Source organism: Bradyrhizobium sp. CCBAU 11386 (assembly GCF_028128955.1).
Classification (GTDB): Bacteria; Pseudomonadota; Alphaproteobacteria; order Rhizobiales; family Xanthobacteraceae; genus Bradyrhizobium.
This window is the reverse complement of record NZ_LBKA01000261.1, coordinates 393222-414043: the sequence shown is the minus strand read 5'-3', so window position 1 is coordinate 414043 and position 20822 is coordinate 393222. Positions and strand designations below refer to the sequence as shown.

Below are 20822 nucleotides of genomic sequence, written 5' to 3'. Positions count from 1 at the left end.
TTCGATCATCATGGTGTTCCTGCTCGCAACCGCCGCGTTCGGGCTGATTGCGTACGACATGAACCAGCCAAAACAGATTCCGGTGGCTGTTGTGGAGCAGGCGCCCCCGGCGGTGCCTCCGACTGTCGGCTATTTTGTAGCGGCACGTCCGCTATCGAAAGGCACGTTGGCCCGCGAGGAAGATTTCGTGGTGCGCTCGGTGTCGCCGGATCGCGTGCCGGCAGGAGCGATCCTTGAGTCCGCCGACACCAAGATCGGACTTCCCGGCTCTCTGGTTCGCAAGTTCGTCGACACCGGCAGTCCGGTCACTTTGCAGGACATATTGCGTCCCCGGGATCGAGGTTTCCTCGCCAGCGTTCTGGCGCCGGATAGCCGTGCTATCAGCATCAAGGTCGACGAGGAATCCGGCGTCGCGGGCCTGATCAGGCCGGGCGACTATGTCGATGTCCAGTTGACCCAGCTGTTCGACAAGGCCGAACCCGCGCGTCGCGCCCTGAGCGAGACCGTCCTGCGCAATGTACGGGTCATCGCGATTGACCAGGAGATTGCGCAAGGCGGGCGAGCCACCGGCGCGGTGGCCGGCAAGCTTGCGCAAACCGTATCGCTGGAGCTCACGGCAGAGCAGGTCAAGAAGATCGCAGTTGCAAAGCAGCTCGGAACGCTCTCGCTGGCCGTGCGTGCAGCAGTCGAGCAGTGGGATAGGGCGGACACTGGCGCGATGTCCAGTTGCGATGTGTCGCCGGAGCTTGCCCGCCAGGATGCGATTGCCGGCCAGACCACGTCGGTGGCGATCCATTCCGGCGGTGAGGTCAAGAAATACGCGGTCAGGAAGCAGGACGTCGACATCGACATGGCCGGCTGTGGGTCGCCGGCAGTCGCCCGGCCGACTGCAACGACGATCGGGTACGCGGGTCAGTTGCCGGAGAAACGTTGATGAACATTGCCATTGCCAGTCCGCCTGAAGCTGCATCTGTCGTCACGCGCGACCGGATCGTCTGCTTTGTAAATGACGAAGATAGTGCCGTCGCTTTGCGCAAGGGCCTCGAAGGAAGCAACTTGTCGATCAGGCGCGGCACGATCCGCCATGCCATACGGATGCTCGAGACCGACACCAACCTATCCGCGTTGGTGACCGACATCAGCGGCGTCGATGACCCGTTCACCGAGCTGGAGAGGCTGGCCGGCGTCTGTCCGCCCGATGTCCGGGTGGCTCTGATCGGCGAGAGCAGGGAGATCACCTTCTACCGCGAGCTCATGGAGACCGGCTTGACGGAGTATCTCCCGAGGCCGCTCACACGGGACATGGTGCTGGATCAACTGCGCCCGAAGCTGCTCGGCGACGTGGCGCCTGCTCAAGCCGATCGTGGCGGACATGTGATCTCGATCTGCGGGGCGCAGGGCGGCGCCGGAGCAACCAGCATCGCCATCAACCTCGCGCTGCAACTGGCCGAGACCACCAAGGCCAAGGTCGCGCTGCTCGACCTGCATCTGCAAGGCGGCGAGACGGCGGTGATGCTGGGTGTTCAGCCTGGCCCTGGGCTGCGCATCGCTCTGGAAAACCCGATGCGGGCGGACACGTTGTTCCTCGAACGCGCGGCAATCGAGGTCAACGAGCGGGTTTGTCTGATCTCCGCCGATGAGGAGCTGGATGCGCAGCTGGACATCACCGAGGCGGGAGTAAGGCACGTGCTGGGTCTGCTCCGCCAACGCTTCAACTACATCGTTGTCGATATGCCGGTCCCGTTCCCGCCATCGATCCATCCGGTGATCACTCAGTCGCGTCACGTGCTGGTGCTGCTGGAAGCCGAGGTAACCGGACTGCGCAATGCCCATGCGCTGCGCACCGCCGTCACCAACATCGCCGGCAAGGATCGGGTCTTTACCCTGCTCAACCGCGCCGATCGTGCCGGGGGGCTTCCGAGGGCGACGATTGTCAAGGCTCTGGGGGCAGAGCCCGACATGGTGGTTCCCGATCTCGGGAAGGGGATGACCCAGGCGGTCAATCTTGGAATTCCGGCGCTGAAGCACGTGTCGGGACTGCGACGCCACCTCGCCCCGATTGTCCGCGAGATCACCGGCGTCGGCGCCGAGCGAAAGGGACGTCTGCGGAGGCTGCTCGGGCTATGAAGAAATTTGGTCGGCGTGTAGACGACACGACAGCTCGTTTGCCTTCACTCATGCCAGGCCCGAGCGCACCTGCGCCGAGCCCGCCCGCGTCTCCGCCGCCCTTGCCGGCATCTGCGCCGAGCCTGGCAACGACAAGCGCACCTGCGTCGACGCCAAGGCGGGACGAAGCTTCTGCACACCCTCTCATGTCGGCCTCGCTACGCGAACGGGTCATCGCGGAAATCGAGCCGTCGGCGGCCGCAACGGTTTCGCGCGATGTGCTTCGGCGGCAGATCGAGGAAATCATCCACGGAATCGCCAACGAGGAACGCCTCGAACTGTCGGGTCGCGAGCAGCTTCTGCTGGCGGACGAAATCGCGGATGATATGACCGGCTATGGGCCGCTCCGTCCGCTTCTGCTGGATCAATCGATCAACGATATCATGATCAACGGACCCAGTAACGTCTATGTCGAGCGCAGCGGCAAGCTGGAGCGGGTCGCGGTGCGATTTCGCGACAATGATCACATCACATCGGTGGCGCAGAAAATTGCCGCGCAGGTCGGCCGGCGCGTCGACGAATCCAGTCCGATGGTGGACTGCCGCTTGCCGGACGGCAGCCGGGTCAACATCATCCTTCCGCCGCTGGCGATCCACAGCCCCTGCATTTCGATCCGGAAGTTTCCGAGCCGCCGTCTGAATATCGCCGGAATGGTCGAAAACGGATCCATGACCGCGTCGATCGGGCAAGTGCTGGAGATTGCCGCTCGGTCCCGGCTCAACGTTCTGGTCTCGGGCGGTACCGGTTCGGGCAAGACGACGCTGTTGAACGCGATGAGCCAGTTCATCGATCACAGCGAGCGCGTCGTGACAATCGAGGATGCGGCAGAGTTGCAGCTTCAACAGCCGCACGTGATCAGCCTGGAGACGCGCCCGCCCAGCCTCGAAGGCACGGGGCAGGTGACCCAACGCGATCTGCTATGGAACGCGCTGCGGATGCGTCCTGACCGGATCGTCGTCGGCGAGGTGCGCGGCGCCGAAGCGTTCGACATGCTGCAAGCGATGAACACCGGTCATGATGGCTCGATCTCCACGGTGCATGCCAACAGCGCCAGAGACGCCCTGACCCGCATCGAAAACATGGTGCAGATGGGGCAGGTCAACCTGCCGTCCCGGGCGATCCGGTCTCAGATCGTCGCGGCGCTGGACATCATCGTCCAGGTCGAGCGCATGCGGGATGGCCAGCGTCGCATCATCCAAATCAGCGAGGTGATCGGCCTCGAAGGCGACGTGATCACGACCAATGACATCGCCGCCTTCGAATACAAGGACGAGGATGTGCACGGGAGGATATCGGGCATCTACAAGTCCACCCACGCAGTCCCGAAATTCCAGAGCCGTCTGGTCTATTACGGGCTTGATCGAGCCTGGGCTGAGGCGATGAGGCAGATATGATATCGCCGTTCGTGATCGTCACCGTTCTGGCGCTCCTGATGGGCGCGGCATGCGCGTCGCTGTGGCTTGACGCCCGGCAAAGGCGCTTCGATCGCCAGCTCGCGATCGCTCTGCCGGCCGCGCATTCGGCCAGCCTGCCCTCTATTCGTCGGTCGCAGGCGGGATCAAAGAGGCAGTTTCTCCAGCGCTTCGTCAATTACAACCCTGAGATAACTTACGATTGGCACCCGGCCTATGTCGTGGTTGCCGGTGTCGCCGCCGCAGCGGCAGTCTTCTATGGCAACACGCTGCTGGATTTTCCTATCCTCTACGTGTCGATCGCAGCTGCAATTGCGGCCATCATGGTCGTACGCGGTCTGTTCGGATGGCAGCGACGAAGCTTTGCCAATCAACTGTTCCGGCAATTGCCTGACACGGTCCAGCTGGTGACAAGCACGGTCAGATCCGGGCTGCCTGTCACCGAGGCATTTCGCACCGTGGCTCGGGAGATGCCGCAACCAACGGCCGGGCAGTTTGCAATCGTATGCAGCGAGGTGAGTCTGGGGAGGCCTCCGGAGGAAGCCGTGGAAGCCATCTATCGGCGAACGCAAGTCGCAGAGTATGGGATGTTCGCAGTCACACTTGCTGTCCAGATGAGATCGGGCGGTGGTCTGGCCGAAACCTTGCAGACCCTGGGCGAGACCGTGAATCAGCGCGTTGCGCTGGCGGCTCGCGCGAAAGCGCTGGCTGCCGAGGTGATCTTTTCCTCACGCGCACTTGCGGGCGCCCCCTTGGTCATCGGCGGGATACTGTACTGGATCAATCCGGAATCCGTTGATCTGCTGTTCTACGATCCCACCGGAAACAAGATGCTGGCTTACGCGGTGGTCTCAGTGATTGTCGGGCACTTCGTGATCCGCTGGATGATCAGAAGGGAGACAACGCTATGACCTCTAGTCTCAGTGTGGTCGCCCTCGCCATAGCAGCCGCAACTGCGGCCGCCCTGTTGATCATCCGTGAAGTACACATTCGTGCGTTGGAAACCCGGGTGTCGAATGCGGTGATCGGCCTTCCTGCCCAGTCGGCACATTTCCACGACGTGTCCGGTTGGCTTTCATCGCTCGGCAAGCGGTATCGACGCTTCTACGCCGAGGAAAATCTGGATCAGCTGCGCGCGATCCTTCAGTCGGCGGGTTTCAATCACCATCGCGCCTTGCCGATCTGGATCGGTGTCAAAACAGTCAGCATGTTGCTGCTGCCGGTCGTTGCCGGTTGCGCTGCACAGCTTCTTGGGAGGTCGCTGAATGACGTGCTGACGCTCACCCTCGTCGCAGCGGTGGTCGGAATTATGGGGCCGCGGCTTATTCTGTCGGTGCTGCGACGGCGATTCGACGCTGCCGTTCGGCTCGGCACGCCGGACATGATCGATCTGCTGATCGTGTGCAGCGAAGCGGGCATGGGCCTCGAGAGCGGGCTCGGGCGTGTGGCAGAAGAATTGAGCCAGACCAATCCAGCCATGTCCCGGGTCTTGCTCGGCCTTCTTGACGATCTCCGGATCTTGCCCAATCGCAGCGACGCATTCGAGAAACTGGGAGCGACGTCAGATGGCCTGCGTCGCTTCGGCACCATGGTCAGCCAAAGCCTCCAGTACGGAACGCCGTTGAGCAAGGCCCTGCGTACCATCGCCGAAGACCTCCGGCGCGAGCGCATTACCAAGCTGGAAGAAAGAGCACACAAGCTGGGCGCCAAGCTGACGGTCCCGATGGTGTTGTTCATGCTCCCGGCCATGTTCGTCATCATGGGTGGAAGTCCGTTGCTGCACCTTATCCGTACGTTCTCCAACCTCGGTAAGTAAGCCGATGAGCACCGTTACCGTCTCGAAGAGCGCGTCTTACGACTGGATGCAGCTGTTTGGCGGCATGTGGTTCATGTTGCTGGCAGTGTGCATCGCCGTCAAAATCGCAGGTTCGCTTGACGATCCCTGGCCGTCGCTACTGTCGCGTTGTTGCCTTTTCAGCTTCTATACGCTGCTGGCGCTGTTGATCATGACCAGGTCGCCGGCACGGGCGCAAGCGGATGGCTTGTTGCCCAGAATAGCTGCATTCGCCGGCACCTATCTGCCATGGACTATCGGCTTTTTCGGCAAGACCGACGAAGCGCTGCCCAACCTGGCGTCCACGGCCTGCGTGCTGGTCGGCATGATCATGATGCTTGTCACCATTCGACATCTCGGCGGGGCATTCAGCCTGGTGCCGCAGGCGCGCTCAGTGGTGCAGACCGGCCCGTACCGATGGATCAAGCACCCGCTCTATCTTGCGGAAGAGGTCGCGGTGCTGGGTGTCGTGCTGCAATACCTGACGCCGGTCACGGTGGTCGTGTTCGTGCTGCATATCGCCATCCAAGTCTGCCGCATTGTCTACGAGGAAGACCTGCTTCGGCGCAACTGCCCTGAGTACTCCAGTTACGAAGCATCGCGCTGGCGATTGATTCCTTATGTTTGGTGAGCATCGAACTGTCGAGGTGGTTACCATGGTACGGTCGTTACTGGCGAGGGCGACAAGGTTCGTGCCCGTTCGGGAGTTCTTGCGCGACAGGCGCGGCGTAACCGCCTTCATGTTCACGGCGTCCGCTGTCGGGTTCATGGGTATGGCCGGCTTCGGAATGGAGATCAGCACCTGGTACCTTGAGCGGCGGCACGGACAAAACACTGCCGATGCCGCGGCCGTTGCCGGCGTCTTGCAGCTTGTCCAGAGCGGCACCGACTTTTCCGGCGCGCAAACGGCAGGGCGCAATGTCGCGACAGATAACGGATATACATCAGGATCGAGTAACGCGACTGTCACGATCCAGCCGGGCACCTGGAGCGGCGGGAGCTTCGGCGCCGACGCGAGCGGAACCTGTTCGTCATCGTGCAATGCCGTCCAGGCAACCATCGTTCGGGCAGTCCCGCGGAGCTTCACCGCCCTTCTCATGGGAAAGGGCCCGACGAACGTCACCGAGGTGGCGGTTGCCGCGCTGACAACGCCTTCAATGGCATGTTCCTTGGCCTTGGGCGGGGGACTTAGCTTCAGCGGCAGCGCCGCAGTCACCACAACGACTTGCACCTTGTCCTCGAACATGACGGGCCCGCAGTCGATTACATTCAACGGCGCCGGCGCCAACAAGACACAGGCGAACGCGATTTTGGTTGGCTCGGGCGGTTGCACCCAATCCGGCAGCGGTAGCCCATGCACTCAGCCCGGCAATATGATGTATCAGCCGCCCACAACCGACCCGTATAAGGCGTTGCAAACGGATCCTTCCGCGATTCCCTCCGCAGTCAACGCCACGAACTGCAAGAGCTCGGCGACGGCGACCTCTCCGTATGTCATCTCGACTGGTGTGTTCTGCGTAGGAGCAGACCTGAAGGTCAGTACTGGCAACACGGTGAACCTAACCTCCGGAACCTACTTCTTTTACAATTCATCCATCAGCACGTCGGGCGGGTCGCTGACCTGCACTGGATGCACCATCATTTTTACCGGAAGTGCAGCCAACAAGCTCGGCCAGCTGAGCATCAATGGCGGCACCATTAACATGACTGCTGCGAAGACCGCGGCCTACGCGGACACGAATTATAACGGCATACTTTTCTATATGGACGCCCAATATTCGGAACACAGCAACGCCTGCGGCAGTGCGCCGGTCTCAATCCAGGGCAGCTCGACGGTGACGTTGAACGGGGGAATGTACTTCCCCAATGCCAGCGTCTGTATGACCGGCAACACGTTCTCCGGTACGGAGAGCTGTCTCTCGCTCGTCGGCTGGTCGATCACCTACACCGGCAATACCACGGAAAATCTGACGGGGTGCAGCACGACCGGGACCCAGACCGCCAAGAACAATACTGTAGCCCTGGTGCAGTAGGGACAAGCCATGATCTACCGCAGGTTTCTCCGGGATCGGCGTGGCACCGCTGCTATCGAGTTCATATTGATTGCCATGGTGTTGTTTACGCTGCTGCTTGCCGTGGCCGGCTTTGGCAACGTCGCGCAACGGCAAATCGCCATACAAACGGCAGTCAGAGCTGGTGGAGAATACGCCCGGTTCTTTCCGACCGATACGAGCGGAATTCAAACTGCCGTCACCAATGCTCTGCCCTCGGGGTGGAGCTTGAGCGGAACACCTGCTGTAACCTGCTCCTGCAACGGCGCGGCGACAAGCTGCAGCGCGATTGCGACGGGCACCAAATGCGATTTCCCATTCCTGGTCAATATCTCGGCCAGTATGTCTGCCATCAGCGTCGTCACTCCGCTCTGGTCGCAATCATTCAACAACAGTGCAAGCTATGAAGTCCGCATCCAGTAGAGGCCTTGACAGGTCGGGCGCCGTCGCCTTCGAGCTCGTGCTCGTCTTCATGACGTTCTTTACGATCTTCCTCGCAGTCTGCGATCTGGCACGGTTCTGGGTCACGACGAATTCAGTCCGCACGCTGGCGAGTGAGCTGGTGCGACAAACCCTGATCTACTGCGCCGACCAAGACCAAACAACCACGTGCGCACTGCCGTCGACCGGCACGCATAGTATCGCCACCGCGGAGGCGACCGTGCCGTTCCTGTTTACGAGCGGTTTTGCCGCGACGCCGTCGGCTTCGCGATCCCCGATCAATACCACCACCGGGGCGATGGGGATCACTGCGAGCGCGAGCTACAATTTCAGCTTCATGCTGCCCGTGTGGCGAGGAATGATAACCCAGGTCTCTCAGAGTACCCAACTTGGCTACTGAGCGAGATCAACGCGCCGAGCGCGTCCACCTCAGATCCGTTTTGGAACACTCCCGGGCATCAAGCCGATGAACATTCGACCAGCTCTTGGCGATGGCGATCGCGGTCACGACGATGCCGGATCCGACGCCATGACAAATGCCGCGAGAGCGGTATCGCTGACAGTCGAGCCGGCTCAGGATCTGGGCCGCGTCGCGGTCTTGCAATGGCCCCTGGCCTGGGCAGTGGTTTGCGTTCTGATTGCTGTCGATGTCGTGTGGGCCTCGCAGATTGGACTCACCATCGGTGGCGCCGAAATCAAGGTCGGCCTGATCGGCGCCTTGCTCGCGATGTCCGTGGCCTATCGTCACCGCAATCGCGGTCGAGCGAACATGCTGGAGGCGCTTGCGTGGTTCTTCTCGTTCGTCGCCGCGGCGGCAGTGCTGTCTTACGTCGCTGCGAGTTGCGCATTGCCGCTCCAGGACGCGACGATGGAGTGGCTGGATCGCGCGATCGGCTTCGACTGGTCGGCCTGGCGCGATGCGCTGCTCGACCGGCCAACCGCATACCGTCTGCTGGTCGTGACCTACAACAGCCTGTTCTCGCAGTTCCTGCTTGTGGTCATCTACTTCTGCAAACGGGACATGGTCGCGCGCATTGAAGAGCTGATGCTGCTGATGGTCGCCACCCTGGTGCCGACCGTGCTGATCTCGGCGATCTGGCCGACGCTCGGCCCGTTTGCCGCGCTGGCCCCTAACGACAGCGGCTTTTTGCAGGACTTGCTGGAACTGCGGGCGGGTGGACCCTTGCATTTCAATCTGTTGGCGCTGAAGGGCATCATCCAGATGCCGTCCTACCACACGGCGCTGGCGGTGCTTTACACCTACGCCTTTCGCGGAACCGGGTTGATCGGATGGGTGGTCGCAGCGGTGAACATGGTCATGCTGCTCGCGATCCCGCCGGTTGGCGGCCATTATCTGGTCGATGTGCTCGCCGGCGGGGCGCTGGCATTCGGAGCGATCGTCGTCCTGCGCGCAGCCCGGCATGGCGTGAGCCGAATTCTGCTCGGCCCTTGGCGCGAGACGTCCATTATCAAGGTGCTGCGTCCAACTCACTGAGAATCAGGAGGCCCGGCATTGAACGCTCAGAGCTCCTCGACGGTTCCATTCCGATAGGGTTCCCATGTAAGCGGGAGCAGGTCCCGGACGTCGCGCCGGATTTGCCGAAAACCGATATGACGCTCGCCAGACGGAAGCCGGCCGTGATTCTACTGCCGGATAGTTCCGAGCATCGGGAGAAAGTGGTGCTCGCTGGCAACATTCGCAGGTTTTCTATGGCCTTGCAGCGCTGCGGCAAACGTCTTGTCTTGCGATGAGGCCGCAGGAGGGGTGTGATGTTAGAAATGCGAAATAACGATTTGTAATGGGATGACTTGTAAGCTCTCTGACGTGGTGCGCGGAGGGGAACTCCTAGGGGACGTCGAGTGCGTAGATTTGCGGGGGATTGCCGCGGGTCGCAGCAGGGGGAACTCGAATGGGTAGCGCTAGCATTTTGGGTAAAGGGGTAGCGAGGCTTCTCGCCGTCGGCGCGATGGGCCTTGGCGTGGCGCTCCCCTTCTTCGGGTCCAGTGACCGTGCGACGGCCGCAGACCGTCGGGGTTCCTCCGGCGGCGTCTTCGTCAGCGAAATGAACGACGTCCAGCGGGTCAGGGTGGTCGTCAACAAGTCGCGCACCTTCAAGGTCGATACCGCTTTTTCGACCATTGTCGCGGGCTCGCCTGACATCGTCGATGTGAAGTCGCTGAGCGACCACATGATCTATGTCCAGGGCAAGCAGACCGGCACCACCAACGTCATCCTGTTCGACAGCTCGATGAAGCAGATCGGGGTCCTCGATGTCGAGGTCGTGATCGATACCGGCAATTTGCAGCAGAACATCCGGACCGGCACCGGCATGCAGGGTGTTCGCGTCACCGCCTCCGAGGGCCAGGTGGTGCTCAGCGGAACCGCAGCCGACGCGGTTGCGGCCGAGCGGGCCATGGCAATCGCCACCAGCACCGTTGCGAAAGGCGGGACTGTCGTCAACGCGATGAGCGTCGCTGCGCCGCAGCAGGTGATGCTGGAGGTGCGTTTTCTTGAGGTCAACCGGGACGCCGGGCGTGACCTCGGCGTCAATCTCTATGCGGCGAATGCCAACGGCACCAACGTCGGTATTAGCGGGCTGGGCGGTGTGACGGCCGCCGGTCGAACACCGATCGGAGGGGTCAATGGCGCTGTCGGTTCTCCCCCGACGGGTAGCCTTCCGGTCCTCGGAACGATAGGGACGCTAGTCGGCACCGCAGGCGGCGTCGCTCCGGCCCCGTTCGGAAGCTTGTTGACCAGCCTCATCCGAACCAGCAATGGCGGCTCGGTGGACTTGTTGATTTCGGCGCTGGAAACCAAGGGATTGGCTCGCCGGCTGGCGGAACCAAACCTGACCACGCTTTCCGGCGATGCCGCACGCTTCCTGGCTGGCGGTGAATTTCCAGTTCCAATTCCGAACACGACGACGAACGGTTTTCCGACCGTCACCATCGATTACAAGAAGTTCGGTGTCGAGCTGGCCTTCGTCCCGACAGTTCTCTCCCGCGGCGTGATCAACCTTCGGGTCGAGCCGTCGGTCAGCGAGCTTGATTTCACCAATGCGGTGGTGATCCAGGGCACGTCCGTTCCTGCGCTGACTCGCCGCGACGCGCGCACCACGGTCGAATTGCGCGACGGCCAGAGCTTTGCCATCGCCGGCCTGCTCCAGACCCGTAACCGCCAGGACGTCTCGCAATTGCCATGGATCGGCTCGGTGCCGGTGCTTGGGACCTTGTTCAGCAGCAAGTCGTACCAGCAGCAGGAAACGGATCTGGTCATCATCGTGACGCCGCACCTGGTCGCGCCGGCGGTGCCCGGTCAGCAACTGGCGTCTCCGCTCGACTCCCGCCTTCCGGCCAATGACGTCGATTTCTTCCTCAATGGCCAGATGGAAGTCCGCAAGCGCTACGACGACTACGTCAATTCCGGCGGCGACGTGAAGGGCCCGTACGGCCACATCATCGCTCCTGAACTCAGGACGCCCGTTCCGCCACCGGCCGCCGCCAACCAGCCGGTCGTGAAGACCCTCAACTAGGAGCGAGAGATGACCATAAGGTATCTGGTTCTGTTCGCGCCTTTCCTGCTTGGGGGATGTTACGGTCTCGCCGGTCATGATGAGATGGATCGCTACGTGCAGCGGTCCGACACCATCACGATGAGCGCCGGCAATGCCAAAGAGGTCAACGCCGTCACCCACACGATCAATCCCTGGCCGCGATACGTCGGTGACCGCAGGATCGCGTACGACGCTCGGCGCGTTGGCGCCGCCGTGACCCGCTACGGTGCCACGAAGCGGCCAGTGGATCAGCTTCCCGACATCGGCGACGCGACGAAAGCAATGGGCCAGCCGCCTCCCACCACCACCCAGCAGATTATTACCACCGACCAGACCATCAACCAGACGATTAACGGAAATGCAGTGGGCAAGTAACAGTGTCTCAGCCTCGAAGCTGGAGCGCGCTGACTTGTGACTATCCGATAGCAGGTCTTGCAACCTGTTGTTGGCAGGCGATTGAGTGATGATACTTCAAGGAGCCCGCTGAGCGGGCAGGGGCAAGGGTTATGCGACGCATCTTCTTAGTGCTGACCTGTTGCTGGTTGGGGACGACCCTTGCGGCGTGTGACTACACAACGAGGGAGGCCGCAATCGTGGCCCCCGTGGATCCGCCGGGCGGGGACCCCGTGCAGGAGCCGACCGACGTCAAATATTACCCGTCGGACGAGCCGGTGCGGCTGGGACTGGAGCATTTCAACCGCGGCAGCTACGGGCTATCCCAGCGCTACTTCAAGGACGCTGTCGAGAAATCACCGAAGGACCTGACGGCCTGGATTGGGCTTGCGGCAAGCTATGACCGCCTGCGTCGTTTTGACCTGGCTGATCAGGCCTATGCCCAGGCGATTCGGCTGGGGGGCGAGACCGTCCAAATCCTGAATGATCAGGGTTATTCGTACATGCTGCGCGGCAATCTGAGTGCGGCGCGACGGAAGTTTGAGAAGGCTTATTCGCTCGATCCAGGTAATCCGGTTATCGCTAATAACCTTGAGCTTCTCAATGGTAGCCGTCGGTTCATCGAAAGGCCGCCGAATAATCAGCCATAGGTGGAATAACTACGAGCAAAGAGCTGACGCTTGTCGGATATGCACGCTGACGTGCGTTGGAAGGCATGCCTTGCGCCGGGTATGAGGCAGTTGCTTGTGGCATGAGCCGCCTCTCATTAATTGGGCCCGATCACAACATCGGCGTGACGGCTGCCGATGCGGGTAATGACGATGACGCCGTTGCGGATGGTAAATCTCGCGCCGAGTAGTTTGCGGACCTTCTCCGTGATCGGAGAAGGGAACGGGATTGTTTCTCCCGTGACGGGATCGCCGACCTTGATCGACTCAGTCGCGGAGCCCGCAACTGGGGCGGGCTTGATATAGTCGCGGATCAGCTGAATCTCTTCGCGCGATAGGACGAGAACAGCCTGGTCGGGGCGATTCTCGGCCGGCGGCTTGGGCGCTTCGGTGCCTGGCTTGTCACGTGCCTCATTGGCGCTTGCGATCTGATCGAGCCTGGCTAAGCGTAGCTTGAGCGCGATGATTTCGCGTTGCAGTGTGGCGATCTCCGCTTTGAGCGCCGTGGCCTGCATCAAGACAATGGTCGCGCAAATGCAACTCACGATGACGAGAACGCTCAGTAACGCGAGCAGCCAGCGCTCGATGTTTCCCATCGACCCTCCGGTTGCCTCGGGGAGTTGATCGCGCTGGAGGTGCCCGCGCCAGATGCGGCGTCCACGCTGTATCCAATTCGCAATTGCTGTCACACGTCCGGACTCCTCCTGCCCGGAACCGAAGTGTGCGGACGACAAGGCAGGGGCCCCCTGGGGCGGGTGAATTATGGGCGCGCTGTTGCCTTGATCGGTGCGTGGCTGCGGCTCTCGGTCCTCGGCGACGTGATCGTCCCCCGGGGGATGAGCGGCGGCGCGCGGATGAGTGCGGGACGGATCATCCTCCATCTGGTGATTAAGCCGGCCCGTATCCGTTCTCGATGGAACCATCTATCAACTTCAGCGGTTGTTCCGCCCGGAGCATCAGATGAGGCGGTTGTTTTGCACGCTGCGCGTTTGCGGGCCGACGCCGCCGGATTTGCAAATCATTCCAGCAGGGACGTGGACGTAAACCGTGCCGATAAGCGAGCCCTATGTCAATTGAGGAAAAGGGCAGCAGCATCGATCGGGATATCCGCAGATGGTCTCAGTCGCGCCGGCCCTGGGCGCGGGGCCGCGCACGACGGTTCATCCTGACGGTTCATCCTGACGGTTCATCCTGACGGTTCATCCTACAGACGCCAGACGTCACCTCATAGAAGGCAGCGGCAAATGCGACGCCCAGCGAGTCGATCGAGGCCTCGTAATAACTGTGATTGTCAAAAGCCAACCCGGACGAGGCCTCATCTTGAGGTTTGATCCGAGATTGGAAGAATCGGTCTCTGGTTCCGTTTCGCATTCGCGAACCCGTGAGGAGACTTCATTCGCCCCGCGAAGACGAAACAAATGACATCGGATTGAAACCACTTTCCAGTAACCTCGAAGTCAGGGAAACACATTGCCGCACTACTGTTTGCGTTCTTTCTAACTCGGAGAGCCAGCAATGGGGTCTCACCAAAATCTAGTCGCGCCAGTCATCATTCTGTGCTGCTCGGCTTTGAGCATCGCCACTCTTGTGATGGTCGGAGCGTGGTGAATCCTTGGCCACACATTCATGCGTGAAGAATTCACATCTCTTGCTTTTTTGGCGGTTACTCTCGTGGGCGTCGCTCTGCTCGGCTCCGGTCTGCTCGCACTGGTAATCGTGGGGTAGAGCGCGGCCCTCGACCAGCGCCGCGGCACTGTCGTGATAGAACGCCGAAATGCCGAGGATGCGCGTCGGTTCAGAACAGCGTGTAGATGAACGGTGCGACCACGGAGCCCTTCGTCAGTACGGTAAGGCCGCCGAATACCACCATCATGATCGGCATCAGCCAGAAGTTCTTCCGCACCCGCATGAAGCGCCAGAGTTCGACCAGAAAATCCATCATCAGAACTGGTCTATCATCGTTTCCGGCGCTGGCCCCGGCGTGCGCGCAATCCAATAGCTGTCGGCGTCGGGCTCGCTTCAACCGCAAGAGGTCTCTGCTGCGCAGCAGCAAGCCGAATTTCGTCCAGAGACGGTTTAGCGGATGCAACAAGGCCTGCTCCAGGCGATGACGAGAAGCAGCCCTGCGGCGGACAGAGTCCATGGCCACAGCCGCCCGTGATGCCAGCCGTTCAGGAGGCTTAAGAAAGCGAGCGCACCAGCCGTCACCAAGCCGAAACTCCGATTCAAACCGGATTCGGTGCCTCGTCGCGGACGAAACTTTCGTGGATTGCTTGCGGCATCGTAGCTGGTCAAGCCTCCATGGATAATCCAAGCTGCCCTATCAGCTGTCTGGGACCGGGGCGCTGCCCGTTTGCTCGCTCCCTTTGAACATCAGGAATCTATTGATCGAAAGCAATCACAGTTCCAAAGTTGATGCATCTATTGAGTCACTTGGAGTTCATTTGGGAGATTTTACGATGAAGTCATGGTTTCGCCTCCTCGGACAGGGGGCGTTGCTCTTCATCACCTGGGGCGCGATTTTCGAGATCGGGCTGCGGCTGCAACAGTATTTTGGGCCCCTGTTCGATTTGGAGATGGCGAGTGTCAATCTGAACTGGGAATCCAACGTCCTGAACCATAAGCCGGCTCCGGAAAGCCAGAACCTCTGCATTTACGGCGACCTGACTGGCTTCAGCTACCAGAGGCGCTATGACGAGAACGGTGTCAGGGTAATCGACGACAAGGCTCTACTTGAGGGGTGTCGGAAGCCGCTTTCGGTCTTGTTTCTCGGCGATTCCTTCATGGAAGGTTATGACGACGAGAACACGCTCCCGTATCACGTTGCAAAATACATCAAGAAGGAACGCGGGGTTTGTCTGAAGACGCACAATGCTGGATATACGTCCTATTCTCCCGCGATCTTCGTGCCCCAGGCGAAGAAGCTGCTGCCTATTGTGCATCCCGATTACATCGTTGTGGACGTGGACGAGACTGATCTCTACGACGACTTCGCACGATATCGTAAGTTGATTGTCCGCAACGAGCGCGGACAGAATGTTGGCGTCAAGGCTTCACCCATCGGACACGAATGCAGCGTCGGTCTGATGGAGGCGCGCGAGTATCCACTGTATCTGATGCGGTTCGCGGCGAAAATTTGGCTCTCCTTCGTACATATGCCGGCGGTGATCAAGAAGAACCGACCGGATGACCTCGCTCTCTTTGGCTATTCGCAGGACCACGGCGCCGATCTCGAGCGGAGATATGCAGAACCGCTCTCGACTTTCCAGCAGAACCTGCATGAGCTGGCTGACATCCTGAAGGATTACACCGGGGACGGGAGCCGGGTGCTCTTCATCTTTCATCCTCATCTTGAGCACTTGAAGCCCGACGCTGAAGGGCACGTCTGGAACGATCTCGTCAGCTCTGCTGTCGAGAAGATGTGCATCGACAATGGCTTTCTTTTCTTCAATGCCACCGAGCCGTTGAAGCGGCGGTTCGGATCGCGGCCCGAGGAGTTCTATTGGCCGGGCGATATGCATTTTAGCTTTGAGGGGTTGGAAGAATATTCCAATGCAGTCGCAGCTTTCATGGCCTCGGATATGTTCAAGCGAAGGACGAGTGCGCTTGATAATGGCGACCAATCTCAGACCGGAACAGGGCTCGGCGTACGCTCTGCGGACCAACTGGAATGAAAAGTCCCGGCTCGAAATTCTCAGAGCGATCCGTAGCGAGCGCATGGGATCTCAGGCCTGCAAGTGCGAGCCGGCCTTCACGTGATGTTGACGCGTTGGACCATTCGCGCTGACGACGAATGTAGCATCCCGTTGTTTCATCACGCTTGATCGGCATGGCCCTTTCTTGCCTGCCACCAATTTCATTTCAATTGAACATGAGGCGCGTTCAGGCGAATGATATTCGCGCTCCGCTTGGATGATCAGCAGGAGGTGCATCTTCGCAGGTTATCCGAAATGGCTGAGGCGTAACATATTGAAATATAAAGACTATCTATTTTTCTGTCGCGCCCATGATGGATTGGACTGAGAGTTCAAGAATTTCAATTGGTTAGAGTGTGGCGTGTGCACGATGTGTGCACCGAGAGGTCAAAGATAATCTAGCGACAACCAACGTGCGCTCGCGCGCCATTTCGAAGCAGCGCCACCGCGTGCCTGAGAATCCCGCAGGTATCTATCTTCGAATGCTTCTCATTGATCCGTTGTCCTAGAGTAGTTGTGCGGATGCCGTCGCGATGCGCCGACAGGCCTCTTCGAGTTCTGCAGTCGATGTTGCGTAGGAGATGCGGAAATACGGTGCGAGGCCAAATGCCGAACCGGGAACTACTGCGACGCCGACGGCCCGCAGCAGATATTCCGCGAAGGCCATATCGGTCGCGATGATACCGCCGTCGGGAGCCTTCTTGCCGATCAAGCCTGCGCAACTGGCGAAGGTGTAGAACGCGCCCTCGGGCACGCGGCAGGTGATGCCTTCGATCCCGTTCAACGCGGAGACGACGAGATCGCGGCGCGCCTGGAACGACCTGCAGTGATCTCGCACGATGTCCTGCGGCCCGTTGAGGGCTTCAACGGCCGCGGCCTGGCTGATAGACGATGGACAGGACGTCGACTGGCTCTGCACGACGGCCATGGCGCGAATCAGCGCGCGTGGCCCGCCGGCGTAGCCAATGCGCCAGCCGGTCATCGCATAAGCCTTTGAAACACCGTTGACCGTCAGAATGCGGTTACGAAGTCGCGGTTCGATCGCAGCCGGCGTGACAAAGCGGAAATCGTCGTAGACGATATGCTCATAGATGTCGTCAACGATCGGCCAGACATGCTGATGTCTCAGCAGCACGTCGAGAATTGGCCGATAGTCGGCCTCGGCATAAGCGGCTCCGGTGGGATTCGATGGCGAATTCAACATCACCCAGCGCGTGCGCGGCGTGATCGCCGCTTCGAGATCGCCTGCGGTGAGCCGGAAGCCGTTGGCTTCCGAACATGGCACTAGAACCGGCTTGCCGCCTGCAATGAGGACGATGTCGGCGTAGCTCACCCAAAATGGCGTTGGGATGATGACCTCGTCGCCCGGATCGAGACTGGCCATCATTGCATTATAGAGGATCTGCTTCGCGCCGCTTGAAACGGTGATCTCGTCTTGGGCGAACTCAACGCCATTGTCGCGCCGGAACTTGGCGCGGATGGCGGATTTGAGCTCGGGCGTTCCGTCCAGCGCGGTGTATTTGGTCGAGCCTGCGAGCATGGCACGCGCAGCCGCGTCCTTGATGTGAGCGGGCGTGTCGAAGTCGGGCTCCCCGGTGCCGAGGATGATGATATCCTTACCCTCGCGCTTCAGATCGGTGGCGAGGCCGGTGATCTTCAGGATTTCCGACACCCCGATCAACGAAAGGCGGGACGCCGGCCGGAAATGCGATGATGTCTGCCGCGGCGCGTTCACGGCGACTTCCATTCAATCGACATCGAACTTGACGCCCTGGGCGAGCGGCAGCGTGCGGCCATAATTGACCGTGTTGGTGGCGCGGCGCATGTAGGCCTTCCAGGCATCCGAGCCGGATTCACGTCCGCCGCCGGTTTCCTTCTCGCCGCCGAATGCGCCGCCGATCTCGGCGCCCGAAGGGCCGATGTTCACGTTGGCGATGCCGCAATCGGAGCCGCGCGCCGACAAGAAGGCTTCGGCTTCGCGCAGGTCGTTGGTGAAAATCGACGATGACAGGCCCTGCGGGACGGCATTGTGCAATTCAATCACGGCATCGAAGTCGCGGTACTTGATGACATACAGGATCGGCGCAAAGGTCTCGCGCTCGACTGAGCCGGTCTGTCCGCCGATCTCGACCAGCGCAGGGCGGACGTAGAAAGCCGCGTCGGCGCCGGCTACGGCGACGCGCTCGCCGCCGACGATGGCAGCACCCGAGGCCTTGGCTTCGTCGAGTGCACGCTGCATCGCTTCATAGGCGAGGCCGTCGATGAGAGGGCCGACCAGATTGCCGGTCAGGGGATTGCCGACCGATACGGACTGATAGACCTTCTTCAGACGCGGCACGAAGCTTTCATAGACGCTCTCGTGAACGAACAGGCGTCGCAGCGTGGTGCAGCGCTGGCCTGCCGTGCCCATGGCCGCAAAGGCAACGCCGCGCAGCGTCAGGTCGAGATCGGCCGTCGGCGTTACGATCGCCGCGTTGTTGCCGCCGAGCTCCAGAATGGCGCGGGCGAAGCGTTGCGCGAGCTTCGGAGCGACGGCGCGTCCCATGGCGGTCGAACCGGTTGCCGAGACCACGGGGACCCTGGTGTTGTTGACGAGGGCCTCACCGATCTCGCGCCCTCCCACCAGCACGGCGGACAGTCCGTCGGGGGCCGATCCGCCTTCGGCTTTGAAGCGCCTCAGGGCGCGTCCGAACAGCGCGTCGGTCGCTAAGGCGGTGAGGGGCGTTTTTTCCGACGGTTTCCAGACGATGCTGTTGCCGCAGACCAGCGCCAGCGCGGCATTCCACGACCAGACCGCGACCGGGAAATTGAACGCCGAGATGATGCCGGTGACACCGAGCGGATGCCAGGTCTCCGCCATACGGTGCTCGTGGCGCTCGGTGGCGATCGTCAAGCCGTAGAGCTGTCGGGAAAGCCCCACGGCGTAATCGCAGATGTCGATCATCTCCTGGACTTCGCCAAGGCCTTCGGACTCGATCTTGCCAGCCTCGATAGAAACCAGCCTTCCGAGCGCACGCTTGTTGCTGCGCAGCTCTTCGCCAAGCAGCCGGACCAGTTCGCCGCGCTTGGGAGCAGGGACCAGACGCCATTGGAGAAAGGCCGCGTGAGCCTTTTCGATGGCAGCGGTCGCACCGTTGGCATCGACCTGCCTGACCTGCGCCACGGTTTCGCCGCTGATCGGGGTTTTCGCGACCAGCGTGCCACCGGTGTAGCTGGCGGGCTCGACTCCGAGCTCAACCAGAAGCGCGTCGACCTCGGCCTTGAGCGAGGGGTTTTTGGCATGAGCGGATTGTTTGTCTGACATGAGGGACTCTTTCCGAGGGCTCGCGTTGATTTCAGAGGAGGCGGCTGTCAGCGATTGTCTTGAGAGAAGTCATGATCGTTCTCCGGCAGCGCGGGCCTTGAAGGCGATCGCCCACCTCATAGAGAGGACAATGGCCCGGCATTTTCAAACGATAGAAGTTCAATAAGTCATTCCGGTGCTGAATGACCAGGGGGCGAAATCCAAAATCGCTCGGAGGTGAGTGCAAGCCAGTAGGCCTGACCCTGTCAGGCGGGGACCTTCAGCGGTCTGGCGCCGTTTCCAGAAGAAGCCATTCCCGGAATGCAACAAGTGGTGGATGAGACGCCCGGTCGGTCGGCCACACCAGATAGTAGGCCTCGGCGCTTTTCATCGGCAGGTCGAGGGCGCGCACCAGCTTGCCGGTGCTCAGCTCCTCCTCGATGAGAAATTCGGGAAGCAGCGCTACGCCCAGCCCGGAAATTGCCGCCTGCGATGCGGTGGCAAACTGGTCCAGCAGCATGCCATGGACGGCATGGGCATCCACGCCGTGCAGCGTCAGCCATTGTTCCCACGCGTCCGGCCGCGTCGTCAGGTGCAGCAGTGGGGCCTTCCGAAGGTCGCTTGCGCGCTCGAAACCATATTGACTTCGCAGCTCGGCGCTGCAGGCGGGGATGACGGTCTCCGACCGCAGTAACGCCAATTCACCCCCTTGCCATTCCGGGCGCCCGAAATGGATCGCGGCGTCGACGGGCTCCAGCCTGAAGTCGAAGCTCGACAACCGCGTGACCAGATTGATGGTGATGCCGGGGTTGCCCGCGAGGAATTTGGGCAGCCGCGGCGCCAGCCATCGTGTGCCAAAGGTTGGAAGGATTGCGAGAGTCAGAGTGCCGCCGAACGGATTAGCGCGCAGATTGAGCGAGGCCGTGCTGATCTTGCGCAGCGCATCGCGTATCTCGCGGGCATAGGCGTCGCCACCCACAGTCAGGCGGATGGTCTGCCGCTCCCGATGAAACAGCTCGACCTCGAGCTGTTCCTCCAGAGCCTTGACCTGGCGGCTCACCGCGCTCTGTGTCAGCGACAGCTCCTTGGCCGCGGCTGTGATGCTCCCGGTCCGCGCCGCCGCTTCAAAGGCGGCCAGCAGGGGCAGTGAAGGTAAGAAGCGGCGGGGGCCTTGCACATCATTCTCCGGCCGAATGAGGTCTTGACCAAACATGACTTGGCTCGGCGCAACTGGCAACGCTAGATTACCGTCCGGACCCGCAGTCCAGCTATTCGGCTCCCCTGCAACGGTCGGCATCTCACTTGCCGAATTGGAATGAATCAGT

20 protein-coding genes are annotated in these 20822 nt (G+C 60.9%); 14 read left to right on the top strand and 6 right to left on the bottom strand.

Annotated elements, in window-relative coordinates:
* Positions 1–10 precede the first annotated feature (10 nt).
* The 13 genes from cpaB (at position 11) to XI09_RS45450 (ending at position 12501) form a co-directional block, all read left to right on the top strand.
* On the top strand, positions 11–934 hold the full coding sequence (gene cpaB, locus XI09_RS45510; RefSeq protein WP_271572780.1) for a Flp pilus assembly protein CpaB: 924 nt from the start codon (positions 11–13) through the stop codon (positions 932–934).
* Entirely contained in the window at positions 934–2127 is a 1194-nt protein-coding gene (locus XI09_RS45505) for an AAA family ATPase (RefSeq protein ID WP_271572779.1), read from the top strand. Before cpaB ends, XI09_RS45505 begins: the two co-directional genes overlap by 1 nt.
* The gene (locus XI09_RS45500) at positions 2124–3560 is read left to right on the top strand and encodes a CpaF family protein (RefSeq protein WP_271572778.1); all 1437 of its coding nucleotides are present in this window, start codon (positions 2124–2126) and stop codon (positions 3558–3560) included. The genes XI09_RS45505 and XI09_RS45500 overlap by 4 nt, the downstream gene beginning before the upstream one ends.
* Positions 3557–4489, top strand: a complete 933-nt coding sequence (locus tag XI09_RS45495; RefSeq protein WP_271572777.1) for a type II secretion system F family protein — start codon at positions 3557–3559, stop codon at positions 4487–4489. Before XI09_RS45500 ends, XI09_RS45495 begins: the two co-directional genes overlap by 4 nt.
* Complete coding sequence (locus XI09_RS45490; protein WP_271572776.1) at positions 4486–5394, top strand: type II secretion system F family protein; 909 nt, start codon at positions 4486–4488, stop codon at positions 5392–5394. The genes XI09_RS45495 and XI09_RS45490 overlap by 4 nt, the downstream gene beginning before the upstream one ends.
* 4 nt (positions 5395–5398) lie before the next feature.
* The gene (locus XI09_RS45485; RefSeq protein ID WP_271572775.1) at positions 5399–6043 is read left to right on the top strand and encodes a methyltransferase family protein; all 645 of its coding nucleotides are present in this window, start codon (positions 5399–5401) and stop codon (positions 6041–6043) included.
* A 79-nt stretch (positions 6044–6122) separates the two neighbouring features.
* Positions 6123–7445 (top strand): TadE/TadG family type IV pilus assembly protein, encoded by a 1323-nt coding sequence (locus tag XI09_RS45480; RefSeq protein WP_271572774.1) that lies wholly within the window; start codon positions 6123–6125, stop codon positions 7443–7445.
* Positions 7446–7454: 9 nt separating this feature from the next.
* Positions 7455–7886 carry a TadE/TadG family type IV pilus assembly protein gene (locus XI09_RS45475; RefSeq protein WP_271572773.1) on the top strand — a complete coding sequence of 144 codons (432 nt, stop codon included), beginning with the start codon at positions 7455–7457 and terminating at the stop codon, positions 7884–7886.
* The gene (locus tag XI09_RS45470) at positions 7867–8304 is read left to right on the top strand and encodes a TadE/TadG family type IV pilus assembly protein (protein ID WP_271572772.1); all 438 of its coding nucleotides are present in this window, start codon (positions 7867–7869) and stop codon (positions 8302–8304) included. The genes XI09_RS45475 and XI09_RS45470 overlap by 20 nt, the downstream gene beginning before the upstream one ends.
* Before the next feature lie 66 nt (positions 8305–8370).
* Positions 8371–9399 (top strand): phosphatase PAP2 family protein, encoded by a 1029-nt coding sequence (locus tag XI09_RS45465; protein WP_271572771.1) that lies wholly within the window; start codon positions 8371–8373, stop codon positions 9397–9399.
* A gap of 472 nt (positions 9400–9871) precedes the next feature.
* Positions 9872–11437, top strand: a complete 1566-nt coding sequence (locus XI09_RS45460) for a type II and III secretion system protein family protein (RefSeq protein ID WP_442869671.1) — start codon at positions 9872–9874, stop codon at positions 11435–11437.
* Between the two features lie 9 nt (positions 11438–11446).
* Positions 11447–11833: a hypothetical protein gene (locus XI09_RS45455; protein WP_271572770.1), complete on the top strand. Its 387-nt coding sequence runs from the start codon at positions 11447–11449 to the stop codon at positions 11831–11833.
* A gap of 218 nt (positions 11834–12051) precedes the next feature.
* Positions 12052–12501, top strand: a complete 450-nt coding sequence (locus XI09_RS45450; RefSeq protein ID WP_244550087.1) for a tetratricopeptide repeat protein — start codon at positions 12052–12054, stop codon at positions 12499–12501.
* A 116-nt stretch (positions 12502–12617) separates the two neighbouring features.
* Here the strand turns inward: XI09_RS45450 and XI09_RS45445 are convergent, their stop codons facing one another.
* Entirely contained in the window at positions 12618–13115 is a 498-nt protein-coding gene (locus XI09_RS45445) for a hypothetical protein (protein WP_271572769.1), read from the bottom strand.
* Positions 13116–14314: 1199 nt separating this feature from the next.
* A complete protein-coding gene (locus tag XI09_RS45440; protein ID WP_271572819.1) occupies positions 14315–14458 on the bottom strand; it encodes a DUF5989 family protein in 144 nt (47 codons plus the stop codon).
* A 520-nt stretch (positions 14459–14978) separates the two neighbouring features.
* Between XI09_RS45440 and XI09_RS45435 the strand changes: the two genes are divergently transcribed.
* Complete coding sequence (locus XI09_RS45435) at positions 14979–16193, top strand: hypothetical protein (RefSeq protein WP_271572768.1); 1215 nt, start codon at positions 14979–14981, stop codon at positions 16191–16193.
* Between the two features lie 51 nt (positions 16194–16244).
* Here the strand turns inward: XI09_RS45435 and XI09_RS45430 are convergent, their stop codons facing one another.
* From XI09_RS45430 to XI09_RS45415, 4 genes are all read right to left on the bottom strand, one after another.
* Positions 16245–16451 (bottom strand): hypothetical protein, encoded by a 207-nt coding sequence (locus XI09_RS45430; protein WP_271572767.1) that lies wholly within the window; start codon positions 16449–16451, stop codon positions 16245–16247.
* 268 nt (positions 16452–16719) lie between these two features.
* Positions 16720–17949, bottom strand: a complete 1230-nt coding sequence (locus XI09_RS45425; protein ID WP_442869668.1) for a pyridoxal phosphate-dependent aminotransferase — start codon at positions 17947–17949, stop codon at positions 16720–16722.
* A gap of 12 nt (positions 17950–17961) precedes the next feature.
* Entirely contained in the window at positions 17962–19518 is a 1557-nt protein-coding gene (gene amaB, locus XI09_RS45420; RefSeq protein ID WP_271572765.1) for an L-piperidine-6-carboxylate dehydrogenase, read from the bottom strand.
* A gap of 259 nt (positions 19519–19777) precedes the next feature.
* Positions 19778–20710, bottom strand: a complete 933-nt coding sequence (locus XI09_RS45415; protein WP_442869667.1) for a LysR family transcriptional regulator — start codon at positions 20708–20710, stop codon at positions 19778–19780.
* Positions 20711–20822: the final 112 nt, after the last annotated feature.